This window comes from Paraburkholderia sp. J67, assembly GCF_905220265.1.
Classification (GTDB): Bacteria; Pseudomonadota; Gammaproteobacteria; order Burkholderiales; family Burkholderiaceae; genus Paraburkholderia.
Genome location: NZ_CAJMZK010000029.1, coordinates 83,586 through 106,580 on the forward strand (window position 1 = coordinate 83,586; position 22,995 = coordinate 106,580).

Consider the following 22,995-nt stretch of genomic DNA (forward strand, 5'->3'; position numbering starts at 1 on the left):
CGTTTCATGCGACCGCGGTTGTGTGGCTAGAACGCTTGTGTCATGCCGATGCGCGTCACGATCTGATGTCCATTCGTCGAAGGACCTGCGCTGCCGGGTATGGTGGCTGTCGAGAGCGCGGAGCCATCGTCACCCGACACCCGTTGATAGACCAGTTGCACATAACACGTTGTGCGCTTCGACAAGCTGTATTGCGACATCAGACCTAACTGCCCCCAATGAACCGTGGTGGATTCGATTCCCCGGTTGACGTGTGCACGCGTGTAGGTAGCCATTCCGCCGACGTACAGCGCTGGCGTGAGATCGTACTTCAGATTCAACTCAATATTATCGAACCGGAGATCGGGTGTCGGCGTGCCCAACGTGCCAACATATATGGAAGACTGCGCCTGCTCGACGTTTGCATGCGTATAGACCAGCCCCAACGTTGCGTGGCCGATGCCTAAGTTCGATCCTATGCCGTATGTCGTTTGTGCAGCGCTCTGGATCGAATAGTCATCCGAAGCAATTGATCCAGTTGTACTCGTGCCGGGGGAGGACAAATGCGAAATCGCGGCGGCCAGTGTCAACGCATTGTAGACATAGGTTGCACCAGCCGACAGCGTGCGATTCTGTGAAAACGCACCGGGCTGGTTGCCGAGCCCGACGAGCATTGTCGCGGTGGCGCCGCGTAGGATTGGGCTTGTCCACTTGACCGAGTTATTGACGTGATAAGTTGTGTCCGTATTGTCATTATCGAGCGGATGGGAAAACAGCCACCCGGCCCAGTTGCCGTTGGCCGTCAGGAGGCCGACCGTATCGGTTATCGCATCGGTCTGGCGACCGAAGGCTAACGTCCCCAGACTGTCCGACTGCAGGCCGATCCAGGACTCGTAACCAAAAAGCCGATTGCTGTAGGCGGATGTCCCGTTTTCCAGGTTGAAGCCGCTCTCCAGATCGAAGACGGCGCGCACGCCGCTCCCAAGATCCTCGCTGCCCTTCAGGCCCCAGCGACTGATAGTCTGGTCAATGCTGGCCATCTGTACGGCACTGTGGCCGCCAGCGTTGCTGGTGTAATTCAGGCCGGCGTCCAGCGTACCGAATAGCGTGATGTCGCTTTGTGCATAAGCGTGGAGCGAGAGCCCCGTAAATAGCAGGCCGACTGTGTATTTGAGTTGTGTCATGACGCGAGAAGGATCTGAATTTAATGTAAATGGCGTGCGCCATCGCGGCTAGCAGGAATGGCTAGCCGTCGATGGGAAAAACAGGGGATTTAGAAACTTCTTAAGGAGGGCGCGCAGGCCGCCCGTTTTGACGAATCAGTGATCAGCTGCGTAGAGGTGGCCCGATGGGCTTGTGCCCCTGTCCGTGCCGACCAGCGCATCGTGAGAGTCCAGCGTATTGAGGGGGGCAAGTACAACAATCTTGAGTTCGGCGGCGCGATCGAAACGCCGCATCAAGAAAAGATAAACGGCCGTTGCGCTGACCAAACCGATTGAGAACGCGATGTCTGCACCATTGAGTTTTGAAGCAATCGCTCCGGTGTAGAGTGAGGTGCTGAAGAACGGGATCATTGCGATGAAGCCACATCCGTAACTGACGATCCCGGCCTTGTTCCATTTCCCATAGATGCCTCCGTTGGGCATCATGATGTCAGTAATCGAGAAGGCTCCACGCCGTACAAAGTAGTAGTCGGTCAGATTGATGGCTGTCCAGGGAATCAGAAAATAGCCGAGCAAGCTCAAGAATGCCGAAAACGAATCGAGCAAATTGGGGGGCATGGAAACAACGGCAACGATCGCCAGCAAGCCGCCGCAGCCAATAGTCATCGTACGCAAACTGGCTGTTGAGCGGATTGGGCGAAACGCTTCTGCCGCGCTCAGAACAGCGACCGTACCGCTATAGAGCGTCACAGCACAGGCAATCAGACACGAAATCGCGCCGATTATCATGGTGGCTGATCCCAGCCCGAATCCGAAGCGGTCTCCTAGATCGCGAATCGAGGCGATCAGATCGGAATTGGGGAATGCTGCGGAGAGCGCTGCACCAAGGAACTCTAGCCAGACGGCGGCCAATAGTGTGCCGAAGAACACAGCCGACGAGACCGCGCTGCCTTTTGTGCGGCTCGGCAAATAGCGTGTGTAGTCGGAAACGATCGGTGCAATTGCGATCTGATACGTCGCCGACGCACCGAACTGGGCAAGAAACGCCACCACTGCGAAATGATGCTGAGATAGCAGGCCGCGCAGTGGAAGCCACGTGAACGCGGCGATGCTCAGCAGGACGAGGTTGATCAACGTCGCGTACGATGCGAAGCGTTCGACACGCAGCACGAGCCGGTAGCCGATGATTGCGACCGCCATCGCGGCAACTCCAAATACAACTTGCAGTGCCTCGGGATGCTCGAAGTGTGAGAGGTTGCCCAGTGACTGCGCACCAGTCTGGATATAAAACACTGCGAAACCAAACTGGCATAGCATCGCGGCCGCGAGCGGCAGAACTGCGCCGCGCGAGCCGAACTGCACCCGCGACTGGATCATCTGCGGCAGTCCCATCCGAGGTCCTTGAGCGCCGTGAAAAGCCTGAAACAGGGTGCCGAAGATGCTTCCTATCAATATTGCCAACAACGTCGAAGCAAGATCGAGTTTGTAGAGCGTGCCGACCGCACCGGTTAGCAGTGTGATCAGGGTCGCATTGATCATGAACCACAGTTGGAACTGCCCGGTCACGTTGCCGTGCCGCTCGCGTTCGGGGATGTGGTCGAAGGAACGCGCTTCGACAAAATCAGTTTGGCTCATGGGGAGTTCCCGTCTCTATGTCGGACATTAACCTTAAAGATTGCTGACTATTCTTGGAAAGTCTGGAATCGCTCGATGCCGCGACGAAGTGCACGACATGGATCGAAGCGTAGGGGCGCCAAATTGGTACCGCTCCTCTGTGCGTGCCGTGCTCGTCAATCGAGCGTGCCATCCTTTAGGGGATAGATATGAGTTTTGTGTCGGTGCTAACGCATTGGGGAACTGTGCAGACGGGTATGCGGCATCCGTCGATGCTTCGCCTGCTAGGTGGGCATGACCCGTTTGATCGTGAGCGGGCGAGTCTGATACTTCCAGTGTAGCTAACGCCTAAAGAAAACTGGCCCCGGAGCCGACGAACAGGTCAAGCGCAGGTCGCAGTGGCACATCATGTGTAGGTGGGCGCGGTGCTTCATTAATATCGAGGGCAGCGATGTCATCGCCGCGAAAGCAATTAGGCAATGAACAACGAAAACGCCCGGCGAGGGATTGGTGCCCTATTCAGGGTCGCGTCTAGCGTTGCCCGGCGCGCTCAGCGATCTCAGCGCTGCCCGCGGCGCCGACAGCTCTGACCCGCTAGATTCAGGTGCGGCATGACACGGTGGCGGCTACGGGACGTTCGTTGATCGTATTCGAGCCTGTAGGCAACATCCCGAATGTGCCGAGTGAGTGCTTGGCGGCACACGGGCAATTCGTAGGCAGACAATGGGGATCTATCGCAACTTTGTGGCGTTATGCGAAGCAACACAGTACGTTGGCTCGCATCGTTCGTCGTGCAGCGGTCTCCCCGGCGAGGTGCCCCTTGGTAGTCCGTGCTGAATGAAACCTGATCTTGCGGCTAAGATAGCGGCTTCGGCGGAGCTATTCAGGATAGGGCATTGTGAAAGATCTTGTTGCTGGTTTCATCAAATTCAAGACGGAAGTTTTTCCTGAAAGATCTGAACTTTTCAAACAGCTGGCGCGGAAGCAAAGTCCTGAAGTGCTCATTATTACGTGCTCGGACAGTCGCGTCGTTCCTGAGTTGTTTACGCAGCGCGAACCGGGCGACGCTTTTGTGATCCGAAACGCGGGAAATATCGTGCCGTCATACGGCCCTGAGCCCGGTGGGGTTTCTGCGTCAGTAGAATACGCAGTCGCTGTTCTTGGCGTTAGAGATATCGTTATTTGCGGACACTCGGACTGTGGCGCAATGAAAGCGATCTCGACCTGCACGTGCTTGACTCATTTGCCCGCTGTCGCAAATTGGCTGCGACATTCCGATGCCGCCAAGATGATCAACGAATCACGTGAATATCGTTCGCCGGAAGCGAAGCTTGACGCCCTGATACGGGACAACATCGTCGCACAACTTGCGAACCTGCAGACCCATCCTTCGGTTGCGCTTGCACTGGCAAAAAAGCGTCTCAATTTGCACGGATGGGTCTATCAGATCGAAGCGGGCGAAATCGAGGCGTTCGATGAATTGAGCAAGCAATTCGTCTCGCTTGCGGATAATCCTGGCGTCTGCGCTCTCCGCAGCCATTGATGGAGGTGGCGACGTCGTGGCGCAGCTCGATACGAAGACAACTTCGAAACGATCGGATGTGACGGAAAAAACGGACGACATCCGCAATCGACGAATTTATCTCACACTGTATGTCGTCTGTTTCGGCAGTATGGCGTCCATGCGGGTCTGTGATGCGATGTTGCCATCGCTGTCCCTGACGTTTGGAGTAACAACGCAACAGGCATCGCGTGCCATATCAGCATTTGCCATGGCATATGGAGTGGCCCAGCTTTTCTGGGGGCCCGTAGGTGACAGGTCTGGGAAGTTGCGTGTGATTGCGCTCTCTACGTTTCTATGTGCGATCGGAAATGGCACTGCTTTCTTCGCAAATTCGCTAGATCAGTTGATGGCAATGCGTCTGATATCTGGTGCGTCGGCAGCCGCGATCGTACCCTTGTCAATGGCCTGGATTGGCGACAGTGCGGCATACGAACAGCGGCGATCTGCGCTAGGTAAATTGCTTGGTGCGACCGTTTTGGGCTCGATCGCAGGTCAGATCATCGGCGGAGAGCTTTCGGCTTCCCACCATTGGCGAGGTGCGTTCGCACTGATCGCATGTTTCTTTGTTGCCGGATTCATGGTGCTGTTGGCCGATGCGCGAAAGCCAGATACGCTCGGTTCTCAGAGCGCAGAGAGCCTTGTTAAGCGTCTGAGTACTGCTGTGAGGGAGCCTTGGGCGAAAATCGTTTTGCTGACTGCCTTTATTGAAGGTGCGTTGGCCTATAGTGTGCTCGCATTTATGCCTTTGCATCTCCACGTTAAATATGGGATTCCGTGGAATCGGGCCGCGGTCGTTACCGCACTTTATGGTGTCGGCGGTATTGTGTACGGAAGGCTGGCCGGTGCTTTACTAACGCGCGTTGGGGAGGGTGGGGCAATCCGCTTGGGTGGGACATTTATATTTCTGTCATTCCTTGTGCTGTCGCTATCCCATCAAGTGTATTTATCCTATATCGCGTGCTTTGTTGGTGGATTTGCGTTTTATGCATTGCATAATGTACTGCAAATTAACGCAACGCAAATGGCTCCAGCTGCGCGAGCGACAGCGGTATCCCTTTTCTCTTGTGTCCTGTTTCTCGGTCAATCTTTTGGCATCAATGCAGCTGGTTTCGTAATCGGAAGATGGTCTACAGAAGTGTGGTTGAATATTGCCGCATTTGGGCTGCTGTCGATATCAATGGTCTTTTTCATGTTGCATCGTCGACAGTCTTTCCGTGATCCAGTGACTCTTTGATTGTCTAAAAATGGCACTCGGTACACGTTAAACATGGGATCCTGACCATCTACGTGCGCGGCAAATTCAAGCACGTATCGGCCCCCAGTTCAGCGCTTTCTAGGCTCATTCCTTTCATTTTGTGATGTATGGCACTTCCAGACACTCTTTTGGCACTCACAGAAGGGCAGTCGACACCAGACTTAATATGATCGTCTAGTCATAAGCCTCTGTTAGATATGGAAGAATCAATGAAAGCACTTGTAGCCGCCCGGCTTGGCATGCCGCCGGAGATGATGGTGCAAGATAGACCGATGCCGCGGATACAGCCCAATCAGAGTCTCGTCCGGATGCACGCGGCGACGATCAATCCGCTCTCCAGCTACGTTCGCCAAGGTGAGATCGCCACCGCGACGTCGCCGCTCGTATTGAGCAACGATGGTGCAGGCACCATCGAGCAAAGTTCAAGATTTACACCCGGCACGCGTGTTGCGATCTACGGGGGGGGCGAACTCGGCATTACCGAGGACGGACTGCAGCAGCAATGGGTGGTCGTCGACGACAAGCGACTCATTGTTCTACCCGCTACGTTGAGTCTGGACGAGGGCGCTGCGCTGCCGATCAATTACGTGACAGCGCACCAGGCGATCACGCGGGTGGGAAAGCTCAAGCGCGGCCAGACAGTGCTAATTCCGGGCGCAACAGGTGCGCTTGGCTACGCTCTGGTTCAAACGGCTACAGCGTTAGGCGCGACGGTAATTGCCGTAGTGTCCAATGCAAACAAGGCGGCTCACGCCCAGAGTCTTGGGCTCTCGTCCGTGATCGACCTGTCACAGTGCGAACTGATCGAGACCGTGATGTCGCGCACCGATGGTCAGGGTGTAGATCTGGCGTTTGATCCGGTTGGTGGGGCGATGCTCGGATTGCTGGTGCGCGCTCTCAGGCAGCGTGGCGCAGTGGTCTCCATCGGATTCGCCGGTGGAGGCCGGGCAGAGTTCGATGTGATCGATCTTGTTGTGCACGAGAAGCGGATTCTTGGTTACGACGCGCATCTAGAGTCGGAGGCGGATGCCGATCACGCCTTGACGGAGGTTCAGCGACTCGCGGAGGCAGGATATCTGCGACCTGTCATCGACAGTACGTACACATTCGACAACTTCGAGGACGGCTATCGGCGATTGGCGTCACGACAGGCTATGGGCGCGCTGTTGCTACGTGTCGATACGAAATCCTAGTTGAGTCATATCGCCAAAGGACTGGGGGACAGTATTTACTGCATTAGCGATTGAACCCAAGCGGCGTGGATGCGAACACGTATTTCCGCATGCCTGCTGATAAAGCGGCTGCTAGTGCGTCTGAATCCGGCTCTATCAACGCCCGTGAGTGCGGGGGGAGCCGGGTGTGCTCTGCGCATCGAGCCAGGTGATCTCTGCTGCCCAGTCCTCGCGGCTCATGAAATCAGCAAGCTTTTGTCTCAGTATTTTTTCCCAGGCAACGGCGAAGCGGGAGGGCACACTCTCGCGCAACGTAGTGATCGCCACCGTCGAGCGAATGGCGGGTCGCCCGATATTCAGCGCAATAAAGTCACCGCGCGCGACTTCGTCGCGAATGGCCACGTACGTGAGAATTGAATAGCCTTCGCCAGCTTTGACGAGTTGCTTTGTCAGCGCCACGCTGTCGATCTCCAATTCAATGCGCAACCGGATGCCATTCTGAACTGCGGCATGCTCAATCACGCGGCGATTGCTGTGCGGCAGACCCGGCAAGATGAGGGGGATGGTGGCCAGATCGCGAATATGGAGTTGGCGTTTGGCCAGCGACGCGCCCGGCGGCGCGATCAGAATCATGGGCTCACTGAATAGCGGCTTTACGTCGAACGCGTCGAGTGGAGGCTGGTTGTAGACCACCGCCATGTCCACCCGTCGATCGGCAACCCATTCCTGAAGCGAACTGCTTTGGCCTTCGCGAATATGCAGGGAGACGCGTGGAAAAGCCGCGCGGAATTCGTGGATAAGCTCCGTTCCGATTAGTGCGCCCAACGTTGGCGGAAGCCCAACGGCGAGATACCCGCGATCTTCATCGGCGCTGGCGCGCACGTGCTCGCCCGTGTCGCTCATCATCTGGGTGATCATTTCTGCGCGCTCAAGCAGTCGCGCCCCTGCTGCAGTCAGGCGCACCCCTCGTCCATGCCGGATCAGCAATGGCACGCCCATTTCCTCTTCGAGTTTCGCGATCTGGCGGCTTAACGCCGGTTGCGCGATGTACAACTCCGACGCCGCGCGGCTGAAACTTCCCGCGCGGGCGACGTGGATGAAGCTTCTCAGTTCCCGAATGTCCATGGAGTGCTGTCCTATGCCGTCACGGCATAGCTTTGTATATTTACATGGTCTTTGTCAAGCCAAGGCGGCTCTCCTATGCTTCTGACAACAAGGCGCAACGACGATTTGACTGCTCCACGGCATCGCTTCACGTCAGTCGCTACGAGATAGCTCCGGCACGGCCGGGCAACCCAATTCCAATTCGTCAGCCCCAAGGGTTGCAGGAGACAAAATGAAGCGTCTAAGGCAATTGCATGTCCAGGTACTGATCGGCCTTCTGGCGGCGATCATATTGGGGACGCTCAAGCCCGACTGGGCTATCGCCATGAAGCCATTGGGCACGGCTTTCATCGCGCTTCTCAAGATGATGCTGGCGCCGATCATCTTCTGCACCCTCGTGCAAGGCATGGCGCACGTCAAGGACCTGAAAACGCTTGGACGCATGGGCGTCAAGTCACTGGTCTATTTCGAAGTCGTCAGCACCCTCGCCATGATCGTTGGCTTCGTGATGGTCAACGTCTTCGCGCCGGGCGCTGGCCTGCACGCAACCAACATTGCCGAAAGCGCAGAGGCCGTCAAAAGCACGGCAGACGCTGGACATATTTCGGCCGTTTCCTATCTGTTGAGCCTCATTCCGCACACGCTCGTCGACGCGTTCGCCAAGGGCGATATTGTCCAGGTGCTCATTATTTCGATTCTCGCCGGGCTCGCGCTCAATGTCTCGGTAGGAGCCGATTCGGTACTGCTGCGTGGTATCGACGAAGCGCAAACCGTCTTGTTCCGCATGCTCGCGTTCATCATGCGTCTCGCTCCGCTGGGAGCCTTCGGCGCAATGACGGCAGCGATCGGCAGCTACGGCGGTGGAACGCTGCTGTATCTAGCCAAAGTGATCGTGGTCTATTACGCGGCGTGCGCAATCTTCGTTTTCGGTGTGCTGGGCGCGATTAGCTGGACGATCGGGTTGTCGTTTATCGGCGTGTTGCGCCTGATTCGGGACGAGATTCTTCTGACCTTCGGCACAGCGTCGAGCGAGGTCGTATTCCCCCGTCTCGTTGAAAAGCTCAAGCGCGCAGGCTGCGACGAACTGGTTGTCGGTTTCGTGTTGCCAGCGGGTTACAGCTTCAATCTCGACGGCACGGCCATTTACATGGCGATTGCCATTGGCTTTATCGCTCAGGCAACCGACACGCCTTTCTCGCTCATGCAGCAACTCGGCCTGCTGGCCGTGTTGAGTCTCACGTCGAAGGGCGGCACCACGGTCGCAGGGGGCGCGTTCGTGAAACTCGCCGCCACCCTTCAATCGATGCGCACCTTGCCGATTGGCGGCCTGGGGCTGCTGTTTGGCATCGACCGGATCATGGCTACGGCCAACGCACTGACCAATATCGTTGGCAACACGGTCGCCGTCTTCACGGTTGCGCGTTGGGAAGGGCTGTTCGACGCAGCAGCATTCGAACGGGAAACGGGACATGCTTCGCGTCTCAAGCAGCGCTCGCGGCAGCCGGGGACGAGCGAACGCGTCGCGGGACATCAATAAATCTTTAATCGAAGGTGAGTTTCATGGCACGTATTTCCTCCCCCGATCCCCAGACGATGACCCGCGAACAACGCGCAGTTTTTGAGGAGATCGCTAATGGCCCGCGTAAGGGTGTACGAGGTCCGCTCGCGGTCTGGTTGCATCGCCCACAACTCGCGAATTGCGCGCAGGCGCTGGGTCGCTACTGCCGCTACGACAGTAGCGTGCCGGCTCGCCTTTCGGAGCTTGTCATTCTCTCGATGGGGCGGCACTGGCTCGCGGAATACGAGTGGGCGGCGCACAAGCCGTTCGCACTGGAGGCTGGCCTGTCCATCGAAGTCATCGATGCGATTCGCGATGGCGTGCCGCCACCTTTCGTCAAGCAGGACGAAGCATTGGTTCACGCGTTTGTGATCCAGCTGCATGAAAAGCATCGCATCGACGACGACCTGTATGCCGACCTCGTGAGCGCATTGGGTGAGCAGGCTGTAGTGGATCTGGTGGGTATTGCCGGCTACTACACGCTGATCTCAATGACGATCAAGGTCTTTGACGTGCCGCCGCCGGCCGGCGTGGCACCGGAACTCCCCCAAGTCTAAGGTAGGGTACGAAAGTGGAATCGACTCATAACGGTGGTCAATACGTCAACGCAGGACGTCTGCAAGGAAAGGTAGCGATTGTGACGGGCGCGGGTTGCGTCGGTCCGGGTTGGGGCAACGGTCGCGCGGTGGCCGTGCTGTTTGCGCAGGCGGGTGCAAAGATCTTCGCCGTCGACAAGAACGTCGACGCCATGGATGAAACGGTCCGGCGCGTCAGGGAGGCGGGCGGCGAGATCACCGCCTACGGTTGCGACGTGACGGATTCGAGCGCGGTCGAGGCAATGGTGGCCGCGTGCAAGTCTGAGTATGGCCGGGTGGATGTGCTGGTGAACAACGTGGGGGGGTCCGCTGCGGGCGGCCCCGTTTCACTGTCGGAAGAGGCATGGGACAAGCAGATTGCCTTCAACCTGAAGAGCGTGTTCCTGACCTGCAAGCATGTGTTGCCCGTGATGGAAGAGCAAGGTAGCGGCTCGATCGTCAATACGGCATCGACCTCGGGTATTCGTTTCACCGGTTCCGCGCAGGTCGCCTATGCGGCATGCAAGGCTGGCGTGATCCAGCTCTCGAAGGTCGTCGCGGTTGAGTACGCGAAGAAAGGCATCCGCGTGAACACCGTAGTGCCTGGCCAGTTGCACACGCCGATGGTCGAAGTGCGGCTTGCGGGCCAGCGCGCAGGTGGCGACGTCGACAAGTTGCTGGAAAGCCGTGTCGCACGTATTCCGCTGGGCTTCATGGGCGACGGCAGGGACACTGCAAACGCAGCACTGTATCTGGCTTCCGATGAGTCGCGTTTCGTGACGGCGACGGAGATCGTGGTCGACGGCGGCATGACCGCGCGGTGTGATTGATGTCGAACGTCGAGCTCGAAAACGCGCGATGGGACTGCCACACCCATATCTACGGCCCCTGGCATGACTTCCCGCTGCCCGCTGACGCCGTCTACCGGCCGGCCGCTGCTCCCATGTCCAGCCTGCTCGACGTTCACCGCAAGCTCGGCATCTCGCGCGGCGTGCTGGTTCAGGCGGCGTGCTACGGGAGCGACCATTCGGCGCTCCTCGATGCAATCGCCAGGACCGGCGGGCGCTATCGCGGTGTTGCGCTACTGGACGGCTCGGAAAGCGATGACCAGTTGCGCGCGCTGCATGAAGGGGGCGTTCGCGGAATTCGCTTCAACTTTATGGGGCATCTTGCGGCCGAGGTCGATCTTGATCGACTGCGGACGCAGGCGGAGCGCGTCGGCAAGCTTGGCTGGCATGTGTTGCTGCACGGCCGGCTCGCGCAGGTGCTGCCTGTACTGGACGCCTGGCGCGCGCTGGAAACGCTGCTCGTCGTCGATCACATGGGGCGGCCCGACGGCGTCGATAGCTCAGAGAGCGCTCAACGTGAACTGCTTTGGGATCTGCATGCGCATCTCCAGGACCAGCGCCGCTGGATCAAGCTGTCAGGGGTCGACCGCATGATGAGCCCATCCGCGCGCCCTTGGCAGGAAGCAGAGCCGCTGGTGCGTGATCTGCTGGCTGCCGCGCCAGAGCGTGCGATCTGGGGCAGCGACTGGCCGCACCCGAACATTCAGGGCGATGTTCCCGACGATGCAAAGCTGCTTGAATTCATCGAATCGGTATGCGGCGGCCCCGAAGCCGCGCATGACGTCCTCGTTCGCAATCCGCTTCGTCTGTACGGCTGAACACCGCGACCACCATGCGCACAACGACAATGATTCAGGAGACGACGTACAACGCGGAAAACGCAGCCTGTAGAAAGGCTGCGTGGCGGTTTATCCCGCTGCTCGCGCTGGCGTACTTCATCAATTATCTCGATCGCACCAATGTCGGCTTTGCCGCGCTGACGATGAACCGCGATTTGGGGCTGACGGCGTCGCAATTCGGCTTTGCGGCGGGTATTTTCTACGTTGGCTATTGCCTCTTCGAGGTACCGAGCAATCTTGCGCTCTACAGGTTCGGCGCGAGGCGATGGCTCGCACGCATCATGATTACATGGGGCGTTTTTGCAGCGGCGACGAGTTTCGCACGTGGTCCGGCAAGCTACGCGGCGTTGCGTATGCTCGCCGGAATCGGTGAGGCAGGTTTTTTCCCGGGTGTGATCTTTTATCTCACTCTCTGGTTTCCGCCACAGTACAGAACGCGCATGATGGCGTGGTTTCTGTCCGCTGTACCGCTTTCTTCCGTGTTCAGCGGTCCACTGTCCATCGCGATGCTCAAACTCGACGGCGTGTTGAATCTGCACGGCTGGCAGTGGCTGTTCGTTCTCCAGGGCTTGCCGGCGTGCGTGCTGGGTCTGCTCTGTCTCTATGTGCTCACGGATTCGCCGGAGAAGGCGCGCTGGCTGTCACCAGAGGAGCGTCACGCGTTGTGCGCGGCGATCGCTCGCGGGAGCGACCGGAATGCGGAACGCCATTTTGGAAACGCCTTGAAGGACTGGCGGGTCTGGATGCTCACGGCCATCCTGTTCAGCTACATCATTGGCATCCTGGGAATTGGCGTGTGGTTGCCGACGATCCTCAAGGCACATCATCTGACTGATTACCAGATCGGACTGTATTCCGCGCTGCCTTATGTCGTCGGCAGTGTGGCAATGCTGATCTGGGGCCGTGTCCTCGCGCGCTCCCAGCGCTACGTCAAGCACCTTGCGTGGACCTGCGGTTGCGCAGCGGTCGGTTTCTTTTGCTCCGTGGCGTCCAGTTCGCTCGTTCCTGCGTTGCTGGGCATGACGGTTGCCGTGATCGGATTGTCGTCGGTGAGAACGTGCTTTTACAGTGTGCCGTCGACATTTCTTGGTCGCGAAGCTGCTGCGGGAGGCCTCGCCGTGATCAACGCGGTTGGCAGTCTGGGCGGATTGGTCGGCCCGTACATGGTCGGATGGCTGCGCGATGTCACAGGCTCCTTCAACGCGGGACTGATCGGCATGGGTTCAATGCTCGCATTGGCCACGGTGCTCACGATCCTACTCAGTGCATTGACGCAGGAGAAAAAAGCATGAACGACATATGGCAGCCCAGCCTGCGAACCCCTGATCCCGCCGTGCGGATTCTCGACGGGCGCTTCGAACATTACCGCCTTGCGCATGCCCGTGTCGAACGACTATGGACCGGCTGCCGATGGGCAGAGGGACCGGTCTGGTTTGGCGACGCGGGTGCGCTCTATTGGACCGACCTTCCCAACGAGCGGATCCTGCGCTGGGACGAGGCAAGCGGACAGGTTGCGACATGGCGCTATCCGTCCGATAAGGCCAACGGCTTGACGCGCGATCGCGAGGGGCGACTCATCGCGTGTGAACACGGCACCCGGCGCGTCACGCGCACCGAGTACGACGGGAGCATCACCGTGCTCGCAGACCGGTACGACGGCAAACCTCTCAATTCGCCCAACGATGTCGTCGTGTCAAGCGATGGCGCGGTCTGGTTCACGGATCCGCCTTTTGGCCTTGTCAGCGACTACATGGGCCAGATATCCACGCCGGACCTGCCGGCGAACATCTATCGTGTCGATCCGCAGAGCGGTGTCGTCGAGTGCGTGATGGGCGATGTCGAAGGACCGAACGGACTGGCATTCTCACCCGATGAACAGACGCTGTATGTGGTTGCCTCCCGTGCCCGGCCGCGCACGATCATGGCGTTCGATGTGCACGAGCGACGCGTGCTGAAGAACGGCCGCGTGCTGATCGATGCGCAAGACGGCACGCCGGATGGCTTCCGGGTGGATGTCGACGGAAATCTCTGGTGCGGATGGGGCACGGGTAGCGACGAACTGGACGGAGTCCGCATTTTCGCGTCGGACGGCACGGCAATTGGCCATATTGCGCTTCCCGAACGGTGTGCGAATCTGTGTTTCGGCGGTCGCTACAAGAATCGCCTCTTCATGGCGTCGACTTCGTCGCTCTATGCGTTGTACGTGAACACGAGAGGTGCAGTGTAATTTCCATGTAGGCTCAATCAACCATAAATCAATAATCAAGGAGACAGTGTTTATGACACTCAATAAGTTGTGCGTATCAGTTTTCTCATCGGCATTGTTGTTTTCAGCGATGGCCGTTCACGAGGCGAACGCGGCCGACGTGCATGTGCTCGCGACGGGAGCGCTTTCTGCCTCTTTCAAACAACTCGTTCCGGCGTTCGAGCGGCAGACCGGAGATCATCTGATCATCTCCTGGGGGCCGTCTTATGGTGCGTCGCCCGACGCGCTACCGATGCGCATCGAGCACGGCGAACCGATGGATGTATGCTTCATGATTGGCGCAGCGCTCGATAATCAGATAAAAAAAGGGGTGTTCGTTCCCGAAACGAAAGCCGATATCGCCGAGTCAGGCGTGGGCGTGGCGGTGCGTCCCGGACTACCGGTCCCCGACGTGAGCAGTGTGGACAAGCTCAGAGCGGTTCTTCTCGCGGCCCATTCCGTTGCGTTCTCCGAAGGCGCGAGCGGTACCTACATCACGGGAACGCTGTTCACCAGACTGGGCATCGCCGACCAGATGAAAGAAAAGAGCGTGCTGATCAAGGGTAAGGAATTGGTTGGGAACGCATTGGCGCGCGGCGATGCCGACGTAGGGCTCCAGCAAATCAGCGAACTGCGCGCCATCCCGGCGATTCAGTACGCTGGCCCGTTGCCGCAGGAGGTGCAGAAAGTCAGTGTGATCTCCGCCGCCATCGCAAAGGACGCCTCTGAGCGTGCCGAGGCGCAGAAGTTTGTCGATTTCGTGCAGAGCCACGAGTCGCAGGCAATCATCGAGAGCACGGGGCTTGGGATTCCGGCCGCGAAATGACCGCGGCCTGGTTGCCGGGATGAAAGTTCAGATAACACCGTTAAGACAATGCCATTAACTATATCCAGACGATGCATCGTCCGCCTCGCGGTGGCGGTGATGTTGACCAGTTCAGTGGGTTGCGCGGTCGCGACCGAGCAGGCGAGGCACGTGGGTGAGCCTACACATTTCCTCGTCAACTACGACAGCGTTCAGATCGAGACTATCGCTCAGGGAAAGGGCCCTGTGATTGTTCTGCTTCCTTCACTTGGCAGAGGTGCGGAGGATTTCGATGTTGTCGCTGCACTGCTCGCTGCCGACGGCTTCAGGGTTCTACGTCCCCAGCCACGCGGAATCGGCGCAAGCAAGGGACCGATGGGCGACATCGATATGCATGCTTTTGCCGCCGACGTTGCGGCGGTTCTTGATCACGAGAGAACCGGACCTGTCGTGGTCGTGGGGCATGCCTGGGGCAGCCAGCCCGCGCGCATGCTGGCGGTGGACCGGCCGGATCTAGTGCGAGGCCTGGTGATGGCGGCTGCATCGGCGGGCAAACTGCCACCCGGCTCAAAAGAGAAGCCGTACGGGCGCTTGCGTGATGCAATCGACGGTTCAGGTGATTTGAGCTTGCCGCAGGCGCAGCGTCTCAACTATCTGCGTCAGGCGTTCTTCGCACCGGGCCACGATCCTCATGCGTGGCTGAACGGCTGGTACCCGGACACCCATCATGCGGAAGCGCACGCGCGGGACGTGACACCGGTCGATACTTACTTCGCGGGCGGCAATGTGCCGATCCTCGACCTGCAAGGTCAATACGACGCGGTCGTTGTTCGCGGCGTTTTCAAGACGATGATGCCCGAGCGTGTTTCTGTGGAGGTCGTTCCGAACGCAGGACATGCGATGGCGCCCGAACAGCCGCGCGCCATGAGCGACGCAATTGCGCGGTTTGCCCGCCGCGTCTATGCCGATTAAACGAAAGGAAATGTCAGAGATGAACAGGTTCGCAAAAGTTTCGAAGCAGGGTGGCGCAGCGTTGATCGCCCTGGTGGCTTCATCGTTCGTATTTGCCGATGTCGGCCCGGCAACCGTGCAGGATACGGTCATTCCACACGGCAACGTACGCACGGAAGTGTTCAGCCAGGGGAAGGGGCCGACCATCGTCATTCTTCCTTCGCTGGGTCGCTCCGCGCGCGATTACGATCAGGTGGCGCAGATGCTCGCTGACGATGGCTTTCGCGTCCTGCGCCCCGAGCCGCGCGGTATCGGCAAAAGCGAAGGGCCGATGGAGAACCTCAACATGCACGACTTCGCGGCGGATGTTGCCGCCGTGATCGAGCAGGAGCATGCGGGTCCTGTCGTGGTCGTGGGGCACGCCTGGGGCAATTTCCCCGCCCGACAACTGGCGGCCGACCGCCCTGATCTGGTGAAAGGCGTGGTGCTGGTTTCGGCGTCGGCGGGGAAGGTACCGCCGGGTTCGAAGGAGAAGCCCATCAGCCCGGAAATGCGCAAGGCGATTGACGGCGCGGGCGACCTTTCCCTGCCTGAAGCGACGCGGCTCGCTTATCTGAAAGAAGCCTTCTTTGCTCCGGGCAATGATCCGCATGTGTGGCTGGATGGATGGCATCAGGCCACGCATGATGCGGAGTCGCACGCGCGCGAGACAACGCCAGTGGACGACTATTTCGCAGCTGGCAGCGCGCCCATTCTCGATCTCCAGGGAGAGGCCGATCCGGTTGCACCGCGGCGCTTCTCGCAGGTTCTGAAGTCGATGGTGGGTGACCGTGTCACCGTGGTCGTTGTCCCGCACGCTGGGCACGCGTTCGCGCCGGAACAGCCGCAGGCGATGGCGGACGCGATCGCGGCGTTTTCTCGCAAACAGTTCGCACAATAACGGGCAAGGGCATCGCTTGAGATGCGCTCTCGTTGATCATCTCAAGGTGTCATCCCGAACAGCAAGCGACCCGAATCGCGAGGAGGAGTTAGCGCGTAATAAGCGCGTCTCATCCACGTCGGCTCGCGTCCCGCGTCTTCGTGAGTCGTTTGCCCGGCTGTGCCGGGCTTTTTTGCCGTCTGCACGTGGCCGGGCATCGGGGGACGGCGAGACTCATTGTGTGGGACGCATTCACAAATCGGCGATATTCAAGCCCGCAGTAGCGATCGATGTGGCCACACTCGCGGATCCAAAAGTGTGATTGCGCTGGGGCATCACCGCAGTGGCTTGTCGTGCCGTGCTCGGTGAGGCTCGTACTGCAACACCTGCAGAGGATCACTCGCGTTCAGTGCCCAGTTATCGCCATGGCGAGGGTCACCAGGGTGGCGATGGATCCAACGGCACCGGCCGCCACTGCCGAAAGCGCGGCAAGGGCTTCCCTCTCCTCGTTACGCGGGAATAGGCGTCGGGCAATCGTCATCATTTGGAGTCCTTCTGCTCACAAGGCATTATCCGGCGACGCGTCGCCGCATTACGATGTGCCGCTCTTAAACGCCAGTTCTTCCTCCCACACCGAATTTTCATCTGCGCGCGGCGACCAAGGAAAGCAGGCTTGCCGGTGGCCTTCCATATCCAGGTAGACATAATATTTCACCGAATTGCTCGGCGCACGGTAGCTCATCAGACTGAGTACTTCCGTGAGCGTGGGTGCCACCTCACGGCGACCATTGGCGAGCCCGAGGTGGAATACGCGACAGCGCGCCGGACCGATTTCCGTCACGATTTCAATGAGTTCCTCAGGGGACGAGACGAGAGCGCTTCGAATCGCCTGGTCCGAATTGTCATCGTAGAGCAGGTCGATGAAAAAAATTGGTGATTCAGCGGAAAGTCCGACGCATCGCCACGGGTGGTGAGGTGCGGACAGTCTTTGTTTCGCCGGATTGGATTCGGCCCACTGGGCATGGGTCAACAGCATTTCTTACTCACAATTAGTCAATTTGTGGATTATATCCCGTGGACTGACAATCCCGGAGTCGTCACGCTCATGATCCATGAGGCAACGCGACTATGAGACGCTTCTGGAGCATCTCGCGATCAATATCAAAACGTTCAGGAAAGAGCAGTCGCTCTCCCAGGAGCGTCTGAGTCTGGAGGCTGAGCTGGATCGCTCGTACGTCAGCCAGATCGAGCGCTCGCTTGGCAATCCCTCATTGCTGGTGCTGGCGGCGCTGGCTCACGCTCTGGGGCGGGACGTCGGCGAGTTGCTGTCTCCACCCGCACCACGACAGCGCGCGAAGTGAGCGAAGTATTCTTGGATTGCGGTGCGCTTTCACCGTGAAAACGATCGGCCGGTCGTTTACCCCTGCACCTGTGTAACTGAGTGATCAGGCTGCGGCGTATCGGCGACGGACTGCAACGTGAAGCTCCCCTCCATGATTTCACGTAACTCGGAAAGGTCGCTCTGTGCGTAGCCGGCAGTGGTTACGACTGAACCGTGGCCGAGGAGCGCGGCGGCCATCGGCAGAGGTACCTTCCTGTCGATAACCAGTGTCTTCGCCATCAGGTGTCTGAGCCAGTGAGGTGAGGCGCTCGCGAGCACCAGGCGCGCAGCGACCTCGCTTTCGGGCATCGAACAGGCCATTTCGCGCAACGCCGCCTTGACCACCCTGTAAAGCCCTGAAGGGCCGAGGCCGGCGCCCCGTTTTCCGCGGATTAGCGGTTCGACCTCACCGGGCGGCGGGGTCGCTGGCAGACCGCATGCGATACGGTACTGCTTCAGGAACCGTGTACAAATGTCCGGCACCGGAACGGATCGCCGCTTCCTTCCCTTACCCATGACCGTGAGTGTCCACCCTGCGGCGTCGATACTCACGCGCGGGTAGCCGTTCCGGCTAGCCAACTCGTCCAGGCGGATGCCCGTGAAGCGCAGCGTTGCGACCGCTGCCGCGCAGCGCATCCCGTCAGGCCCCTGGCCGGTATCGTGCAGCCTTTGGCGCAGCCAGTGATCAATCGCCTGGACCGCTCTGTCGGGAAGGATGCGTTCAGGATGAAACCTGGCGCGGGCGGCGACACCATCGCCGAGCCTGGCGCACGGGTTGGACGTCAGATAGCCTGTACTCGACAGAAAACCATAAAGACTGCGCAGCACGGCCAATCCACGCTGCTGCCCGGCTTCACTGCGCTCCTCGCTTCCTTGTTCCGCCTGTGCCGCGCCACGCCGGCGCAAGGCATCGCGGTAGTCGAGCAGGACCGCGCGTGTGAGCGATGACAGCGGCCCGCGCACACCATTGGCTTCGCACCAGCGGATCAGCCGCCGTAACTCGAACATATAGGCGCGCATCGTGTGAGGGGAACTGGAAGCGCGCTCCTGCAGGAATCGCCTCACTGCGGCCTGATCGTCGGAGAGGCCGAGAACGTTGGTCGAAGGATCGCTGTTGAAGAACAGACCACGCCCCCTGAGCCAGGGTTCGTCTGCCACGGGGAGCGTTGCCGGACGAAGGTCGGGGCGGATCGCCGCCGCCCCCGGCGGCTTCGCAGCGGGTTGGCCGGGTGCGGGCGAGGGCTGCGCAAGACGGAACCGCACCCGGAGGGTGCGCAGGAGCTTCGAGACGACGGCTTCGGCGTCGGGAGCCTGATTCGCGGCCACGGTGCGGATCTGCCCTAGATCCCAGTATTGGACCGCGCAGGCGGCCTGCAGCAGCAGAGAAAACACTTCAGGCTGGGCCGCCTTGGCCGCTGGCATCGAGCCATACGACTGCAGCAGTCTGGCGGGCGTCCATGTCTCGAAAACCGGCTGGCTCAATACAGTGCTCAGATAAGCGACGGCCCCCGGGATGTCATCGGGCAACGGTCGTGGCGGATCCGTTGCAAGGTCGAGGTAGTTTGCGGGGTGTAGCAGCACGACAGTACTCCGTCTGACCGGTACATCAGCCCGCAGACCGATCCTGCGGCCCCGTGGGCGCGCTGTCGCGGGGGACGTGCGCGGCAATCAGTGTGATTGACTTGCGCAGTTCTTCATACTGCTCGGCTAGCTGCGAAACGCTCTGGCGCAGCGCTTCCATCTCTGGTGGCACAGCGGCAGGCCTGGAACCCCGTGACTGCCGAACTTGATCCGTCCAGTTCAGTAACTGGCGGGAAAGGCCGGCATATCTCTCCGTGACGGTTGCCAGTTCCTCGGCGTGACGGTGCCCGGCTGCGTCGCTGGCGAGGGACACCTCAGCGAGTCTGGCTTCGGCGCGGCGCGCCCGTTCCGACTCGTCGGAAAGGTGCCTGCGCGCCTCGGCCAGTTCCGCTTCCAGTTGTCCGATCCGGGTATCTCCGCAGCGCGCGTGCTTCTGCCAGTCGTCCAGTTCGGTGCGCAGCATGGCAGTCACGGCGCTCGCATTTTGGCGGTCGGCTTCAGCGCGGACCACGCATGCCTCGGCCTGCGCGCGTGCGTCAGAGAATTCGGTCTGCGCGGCCTGCAGTGCCTCAACCCACAAGGCACGCATTGAATCGGCGACGGTTGTGGGCAGCCCGGGGACGGAATGGCGCCGGGTCGCCGACTCGGTAACTATCTCCGTTTCAATGTCACGAATCTGGCGACCAATCCACCCGGCATCGCCAGCACCGAGTTCGTCCCGTACCCGTCTCGCACTGACAATCTGCCGGAAGAGGGTGGGCGTGATGGGCGCGACGACCCCCGCCGAGTCCAGCAGGCGCAGGACCACGGAACGGATTGCTTCCTGCGTGTTGAGCGGTGTGCGTCCCATGCATCATTATCGCCCCGATCGGCGGTTTAAGGCGATTGTCTGTTTCCCGGACGCGCTTTGCGCCAATCAAGGGAAAATTGGCAGGGAAAAAATTAGGATAGCAAGATAACTTGCATTATCGTGCCAATCGACTCGCGCAAACGCCCCCCGGCAGCGGGAGTGGGTGAGCCTGGCTCACATCCGGTTTTGGGGGCGTATGCCACCCTCCCGCGTGGACGCTGGCCGGTTCGCCGGCTCATCAGAAAACCTGATCGACGCTAAGGGGGAGCGAAGCGAGGGAGCGGGAGGCTTGTACGACGTCATTCAGCCGGATTGACGGGCGAACAGATAGACAAAGAAGTCATATCAGAAAATCTCAACTCATCACCGCTGAAACCATCTGACTATTGCAAGGGTTGTTAGACAGCACGCCGATTCTTCCAGTATCGAATTGCATCAATTAGCTATCCGAATCAATGTGCCGAAATCCCATGTGCCAGTAAGGGGCGGTAAGGATGAGGAAAAATGGAGGCGAGGCGACGACGAAGCGGGTGAGGCCACCTGCCTTATGCGTCCATGTTATCGACCGTGCGAGCACGACGAAGGCGATAAGCGCAGAGCAGATTTGGGGCAGATTGAACCGCCCTGGACATGGACTACAGTTACCTGCACAAGGCTGTGCTGTGACTTACACAGCCTCAGTTGCGCCGACCGTCGGGAAGTACATGTACGGCATTCAGGTGTGCTAACAGAATCAAGGCGAGGTCGCCATCCAGTACGGTGACCGCGCAGGCACCGATGCAAGCTTCGGCGTGCCTGGTGCGGCGGTCTCCATGAGAGAGACCGCCGCCGCGGGCATTCTCCCGTGCGCCAGTAACTGGGGCCACATTTTCACCGGTCAGGAGGACACATGAAGTCATCAACTGGACGTGTCGCTGGCAATGGAAAGCGAGACAAACAGCACCGCTGTGCAAAGTCAAAAAAGCACGACCAGCACTCCAGGCACGACAAGCGCCCAACGCCGAGCGGGCAAGTACCCGTGTCGGGGAAGCGGCGGCGCTTCCCGGTCGTCCCGCAGCTCAGCCATGACGCGCTGCCGATATGGGGATGGCTTGGGGATGAGATCGTGAGCGGCGAACTGCTCGAGCTGGGAGCTGGAAAGCGGTCACGCCGCAAACGGGATGATCGCTGGAGCGGTGCGGGCGCGCGCTTTTCATGCTTGCCGTCCGATCCCGATGATTCCCGGCTCGCCCACGGCTATCCAGTGAAGTCGACAGTCGAGAGGCTGCACTCATCTGACGGATCCGGCACCGCCGCAAGGGGGCATAAAGATCGGTCGCCGGCTGGTCAAGGCGTCTGGCAGATCGATATGCATCCGGTATCCGGGCTTGTCAGGCCGGCTGGCGTGGGCTGGTGTGTTCTCATCGTCAGGGACTGGATGACCCAGGAGTCGATGCTGTTCGAACTTCTCGATGCATGCGGTGCCGCTGACGCTGGGGCATGCCTGGAGCGCCTTTCTGCACGGAAGGGCCTGCCTCACACCCTCATGCTTGAGGCGCGGGCGGCCGATTTTTCACCGGTCATGGATTGGGTGTTTGACCACTGCCGGAACGTCATTATTTACGGGGCCAGACGGCATCCTCTGAAAGAGCCGGTCTAGCCCAATGGGGCACATTTTCGCTGACCTTGTCCAGTCCCCGTGGTTGTTTCGGGCGCTGGACAAAGTCCGGGTTTGTCGATATCGCACCATAGAAAAACCGTGTCGATATCCCGCAATTGATAAGGAATGCGAATCATGATCGGTCTGTCATGTTCGACGCGGCGTCGCCTGCTGACGAGACAGCATCTGGGCATGCTGCAGGGCGAGGAATATGTGTCGCCGTTAAGGGGGCTGGAATTGCCGAGGACGGGCCTCATTCACCGGTTTGCGTGCGCCCGGTTTGAAAACCGGACCGTCGAACTGCGGTCCGATACGCAGCTGTGTGTCTTCATGGAGCAGTACTTTCAGGAGGACGTAACGGATATCCGTGAACATGTTCCGGCGCTCACGACACATACAACCGCGATTGCCGTGCGCCATGGGCTCCAGCATCCAGGTGGGATAACGAATCCCGAAGTGCTATTGACTGATCTGCTCATAACCCGGCAGAAAGCGGGCGAGCTGGTGCAAGAGGCGATCCAAACGCGTCACTCCGACAGCGCATCGACGCAGGCCTTCAGGACCGAGTGTGCCTTGCTGGAGTACTACTGGAGCGCGTGCGGGGCGAGCTTTTCTGTTTGCTGCCGCAGAGGCGTTGATAGTCCGCTCGCGCGGAACCTTAGCTGGCTCTTTCCAGTTTGCGAGCAGGTGATCCGCACCGGCGTGACGGCGGCCCAGCAACGGGCCCAGTCGGTGGTGCTGGAAGAATTGACTGCCCATGACCACGTCGATGTACGTGAGGTCTGCCGCGCGGCGACCCGACGAGGCTCGCTACCTTCCGGAACTGCTGTTGGCGCGTTCCGGCGGTTGCTGGCCACGCAGGTTCTCAGGGTGGACCTGTCAGCTCGTGACTTCTTCTGCCTGCCGCCTTCGGCCTTCACCGTCGTGGCGCCGATCGCGCGCGCTTGAGTCAG

The 22,995-nt window shown here is 59.4% G+C and carries 21 protein-coding genes; 15 read left to right on the forward strand and 6 right to left on the reverse strand.

Annotated elements, in window-relative coordinates; genetic code table 11:
• Nucleotides 1-26: 26 nt before the first annotated feature.
• Both U5782_RS34055 and U5782_RS34060 read right to left on the reverse strand, forming a co-directional pair.
• Complete coding sequence (locus tag U5782_RS34055) at nucleotides 27-1,163, reverse strand: porin (RefSeq protein WP_322048248.1); 1,137 nt, start codon at nucleotides 1,161-1,163, stop codon at nucleotides 27-29.
• A 135-nt stretch (nucleotides 1,164-1,298) separates the two neighbouring features.
• Nucleotides 1,299-2,777, reverse strand: a complete 1,479-nt coding sequence (locus U5782_RS34060) for a cytosine permease (RefSeq protein ID WP_322048249.1) — start codon at nucleotides 2,775-2,777, stop codon at nucleotides 1,299-1,301.
• An 877-nt stretch (nucleotides 2,778-3,654) separates the two neighbouring features.
• On the opposite strand from U5782_RS34060, the gene U5782_RS34065 reads away from it, so the two are divergent.
• The 3 genes from U5782_RS34065 to U5782_RS34075 all read left to right on the forward strand — a co-directional run bounded on the left by U5782_RS34065 (nucleotide 3,655) and on the right by U5782_RS34075 (nucleotide 6,768).
• Nucleotides 3,655-4,299: a carbonic anhydrase gene (locus tag U5782_RS34065; protein ID WP_322048250.1), complete on the forward strand. Its 645-nt coding sequence runs from the start codon at nucleotides 3,655-3,657 to the stop codon at nucleotides 4,297-4,299.
• Between the two features lie 16 nt (nucleotides 4,300-4,315).
• Nucleotides 4,316-5,554, forward strand: coding sequence for an MFS transporter (locus tag U5782_RS34070; RefSeq protein ID WP_322048251.1), 1,239 nt, complete (start codon nucleotides 4,316-4,318; stop codon nucleotides 5,552-5,554).
• A gap of 230 nt (nucleotides 5,555-5,784) precedes the next feature.
• Nucleotides 5,785-6,768, forward strand: coding sequence for a zinc-binding alcohol dehydrogenase family protein (locus tag U5782_RS34075; protein ID WP_322048252.1), 984 nt, complete (start codon nucleotides 5,785-5,787; stop codon nucleotides 6,766-6,768).
• A gap of 135 nt (nucleotides 6,769-6,903) precedes the next feature.
• Here the strand turns inward: U5782_RS34075 and U5782_RS34080 are convergent, their stop codons facing one another.
• The gene (locus U5782_RS34080) at nucleotides 6,904-7,872 is read right to left on the reverse strand and encodes a LysR family transcriptional regulator (protein WP_321883329.1); all 969 of its coding nucleotides are present in this window, start codon (nucleotides 7,870-7,872) and stop codon (nucleotides 6,904-6,906) included.
• A 211-nt stretch (nucleotides 7,873-8,083) separates the two neighbouring features.
• On the opposite strand from U5782_RS34080, the gene U5782_RS34085 reads away from it, so the two are divergent.
• The 9 genes from U5782_RS34085 (at nucleotide 8,084) to U5782_RS34125 (ending at nucleotide 16,612) form a co-directional block, all read left to right on the forward strand.
• Nucleotides 8,084-9,388: a cation:dicarboxylate symporter family transporter gene (locus tag U5782_RS34085; protein ID WP_322048253.1), complete on the forward strand. Its 1,305-nt coding sequence runs from the start codon at nucleotides 8,084-8,086 to the stop codon at nucleotides 9,386-9,388.
• 23 nt (nucleotides 9,389-9,411) lie between these two features.
• Nucleotides 9,412-9,966 (forward strand): carboxymuconolactone decarboxylase family protein, encoded by a 555-nt coding sequence (locus U5782_RS34090; RefSeq protein ID WP_322048254.1) that lies wholly within the window; start codon nucleotides 9,412-9,414, stop codon nucleotides 9,964-9,966.
• A 14-nt stretch (nucleotides 9,967-9,980) separates the two neighbouring features.
• Nucleotides 9,981-10,814: an SDR family NAD(P)-dependent oxidoreductase gene (locus U5782_RS34095; RefSeq protein WP_322048255.1), complete on the forward strand. Its 834-nt coding sequence runs from the start codon at nucleotides 9,981-9,983 to the stop codon at nucleotides 10,812-10,814.
• A complete protein-coding gene (locus U5782_RS34100; protein WP_322048256.1) occupies nucleotides 10,814-11,650 on the forward strand; it encodes an amidohydrolase family protein in 837 nt (278 codons plus the stop codon). Before U5782_RS34095 ends, U5782_RS34100 begins: the two co-directional genes overlap by 1 nt.
• A 29-nt stretch (nucleotides 11,651-11,679) precedes the next feature.
• Nucleotides 11,680-12,963: an MFS transporter gene (locus U5782_RS34105; RefSeq protein ID WP_322048257.1), complete on the forward strand. Its 1,284-nt coding sequence runs from the start codon at nucleotides 11,680-11,682 to the stop codon at nucleotides 12,961-12,963.
• Nucleotides 12,960-13,898 (forward strand): SMP-30/gluconolactonase/LRE family protein, encoded by a 939-nt coding sequence (locus tag U5782_RS34110; protein ID WP_322048258.1) that lies wholly within the window; start codon nucleotides 12,960-12,962, stop codon nucleotides 13,896-13,898. The genes U5782_RS34105 and U5782_RS34110 overlap by 4 nt, the downstream gene beginning before the upstream one ends.
• Nucleotides 13,899-13,950: 52 nt before the next feature.
• Entirely contained in the window at nucleotides 13,951-14,742 is a 792-nt protein-coding gene (locus U5782_RS34115; protein ID WP_322048259.1) for a substrate-binding domain-containing protein, read from the forward strand.
• A 150-nt stretch (nucleotides 14,743-14,892) separates the two neighbouring features.
• Nucleotides 14,893-15,693, forward strand: a complete 801-nt coding sequence (locus U5782_RS34120) for an alpha/beta hydrolase (protein ID WP_322048260.1) — start codon at nucleotides 14,893-14,895, stop codon at nucleotides 15,691-15,693.
• On the forward strand, nucleotides 15,659-16,612 hold the full coding sequence (locus tag U5782_RS34125; protein WP_322048261.1) for an alpha/beta hydrolase: 954 nt from the start codon (nucleotides 15,659-15,661) through the stop codon (nucleotides 16,610-16,612). The genes U5782_RS34120 and U5782_RS34125 overlap by 35 nt, the downstream gene beginning before the upstream one ends.
• A 571-nt stretch (nucleotides 16,613-17,183) precedes the next feature.
• Here the strand turns inward: U5782_RS34125 and U5782_RS34130 are convergent.
• Entirely contained in the window at nucleotides 17,184-17,627 is a 444-nt protein-coding gene (locus U5782_RS34130) for a hypothetical protein (RefSeq protein ID WP_321883314.1), read from the reverse strand.
• Nucleotides 17,628-17,703: 76 nt separating this feature from the next.
• On the opposite strand from U5782_RS34130, the gene U5782_RS34135 reads away from it, so the two are divergent.
• The gene (locus U5782_RS34135; RefSeq protein WP_321883312.1) at nucleotides 17,704-17,952 is read left to right on the forward strand and encodes a helix-turn-helix transcriptional regulator; all 249 of its coding nucleotides are present in this window, start codon (nucleotides 17,704-17,706) and stop codon (nucleotides 17,950-17,952) included.
• A 56-nt stretch (nucleotides 17,953-18,008) separates the two neighbouring features.
• Here U5782_RS34135 and U5782_RS34140 read toward each other — a convergent pair whose 3' ends face one another.
• A complete protein-coding gene (locus tag U5782_RS34140) occupies nucleotides 18,009-19,553 on the reverse strand; it encodes a tyrosine-type recombinase/integrase (protein ID WP_322048262.1) in 1,545 nt (514 codons plus the stop codon).
• Between the two features lie 25 nt (nucleotides 19,554-19,578).
• Complete coding sequence (locus U5782_RS34145) at nucleotides 19,579-20,403, reverse strand: DNA-binding protein (protein WP_322048263.1); 825 nt, start codon at nucleotides 20,401-20,403, stop codon at nucleotides 19,579-19,581.
• An 889-nt stretch (nucleotides 20,404-21,292) separates the two neighbouring features.
• On the opposite strand from U5782_RS34145, the gene U5782_RS34150 reads away from it, so the two are divergent.
• Together U5782_RS34150 and U5782_RS34155 are read left to right on the forward strand one after the other, a co-directional pair.
• On the forward strand, nucleotides 21,293-22,042 hold the full coding sequence (locus U5782_RS34150; protein ID WP_321883309.1) for a hypothetical protein: 750 nt from the start codon (nucleotides 21,293-21,295) through the stop codon (nucleotides 22,040-22,042).
• Nucleotides 22,043-22,177: 135 nt separating this feature from the next.
• The gene (locus tag U5782_RS34155) at nucleotides 22,178-22,990 is read left to right on the forward strand and encodes a TnsA endonuclease C-terminal domain-containing protein (protein WP_322048264.1); all 813 of its coding nucleotides are present in this window, start codon (nucleotides 22,178-22,180) and stop codon (nucleotides 22,988-22,990) included.
• Nucleotides 22,991-22,995 lie beyond the last annotated feature (5 nt).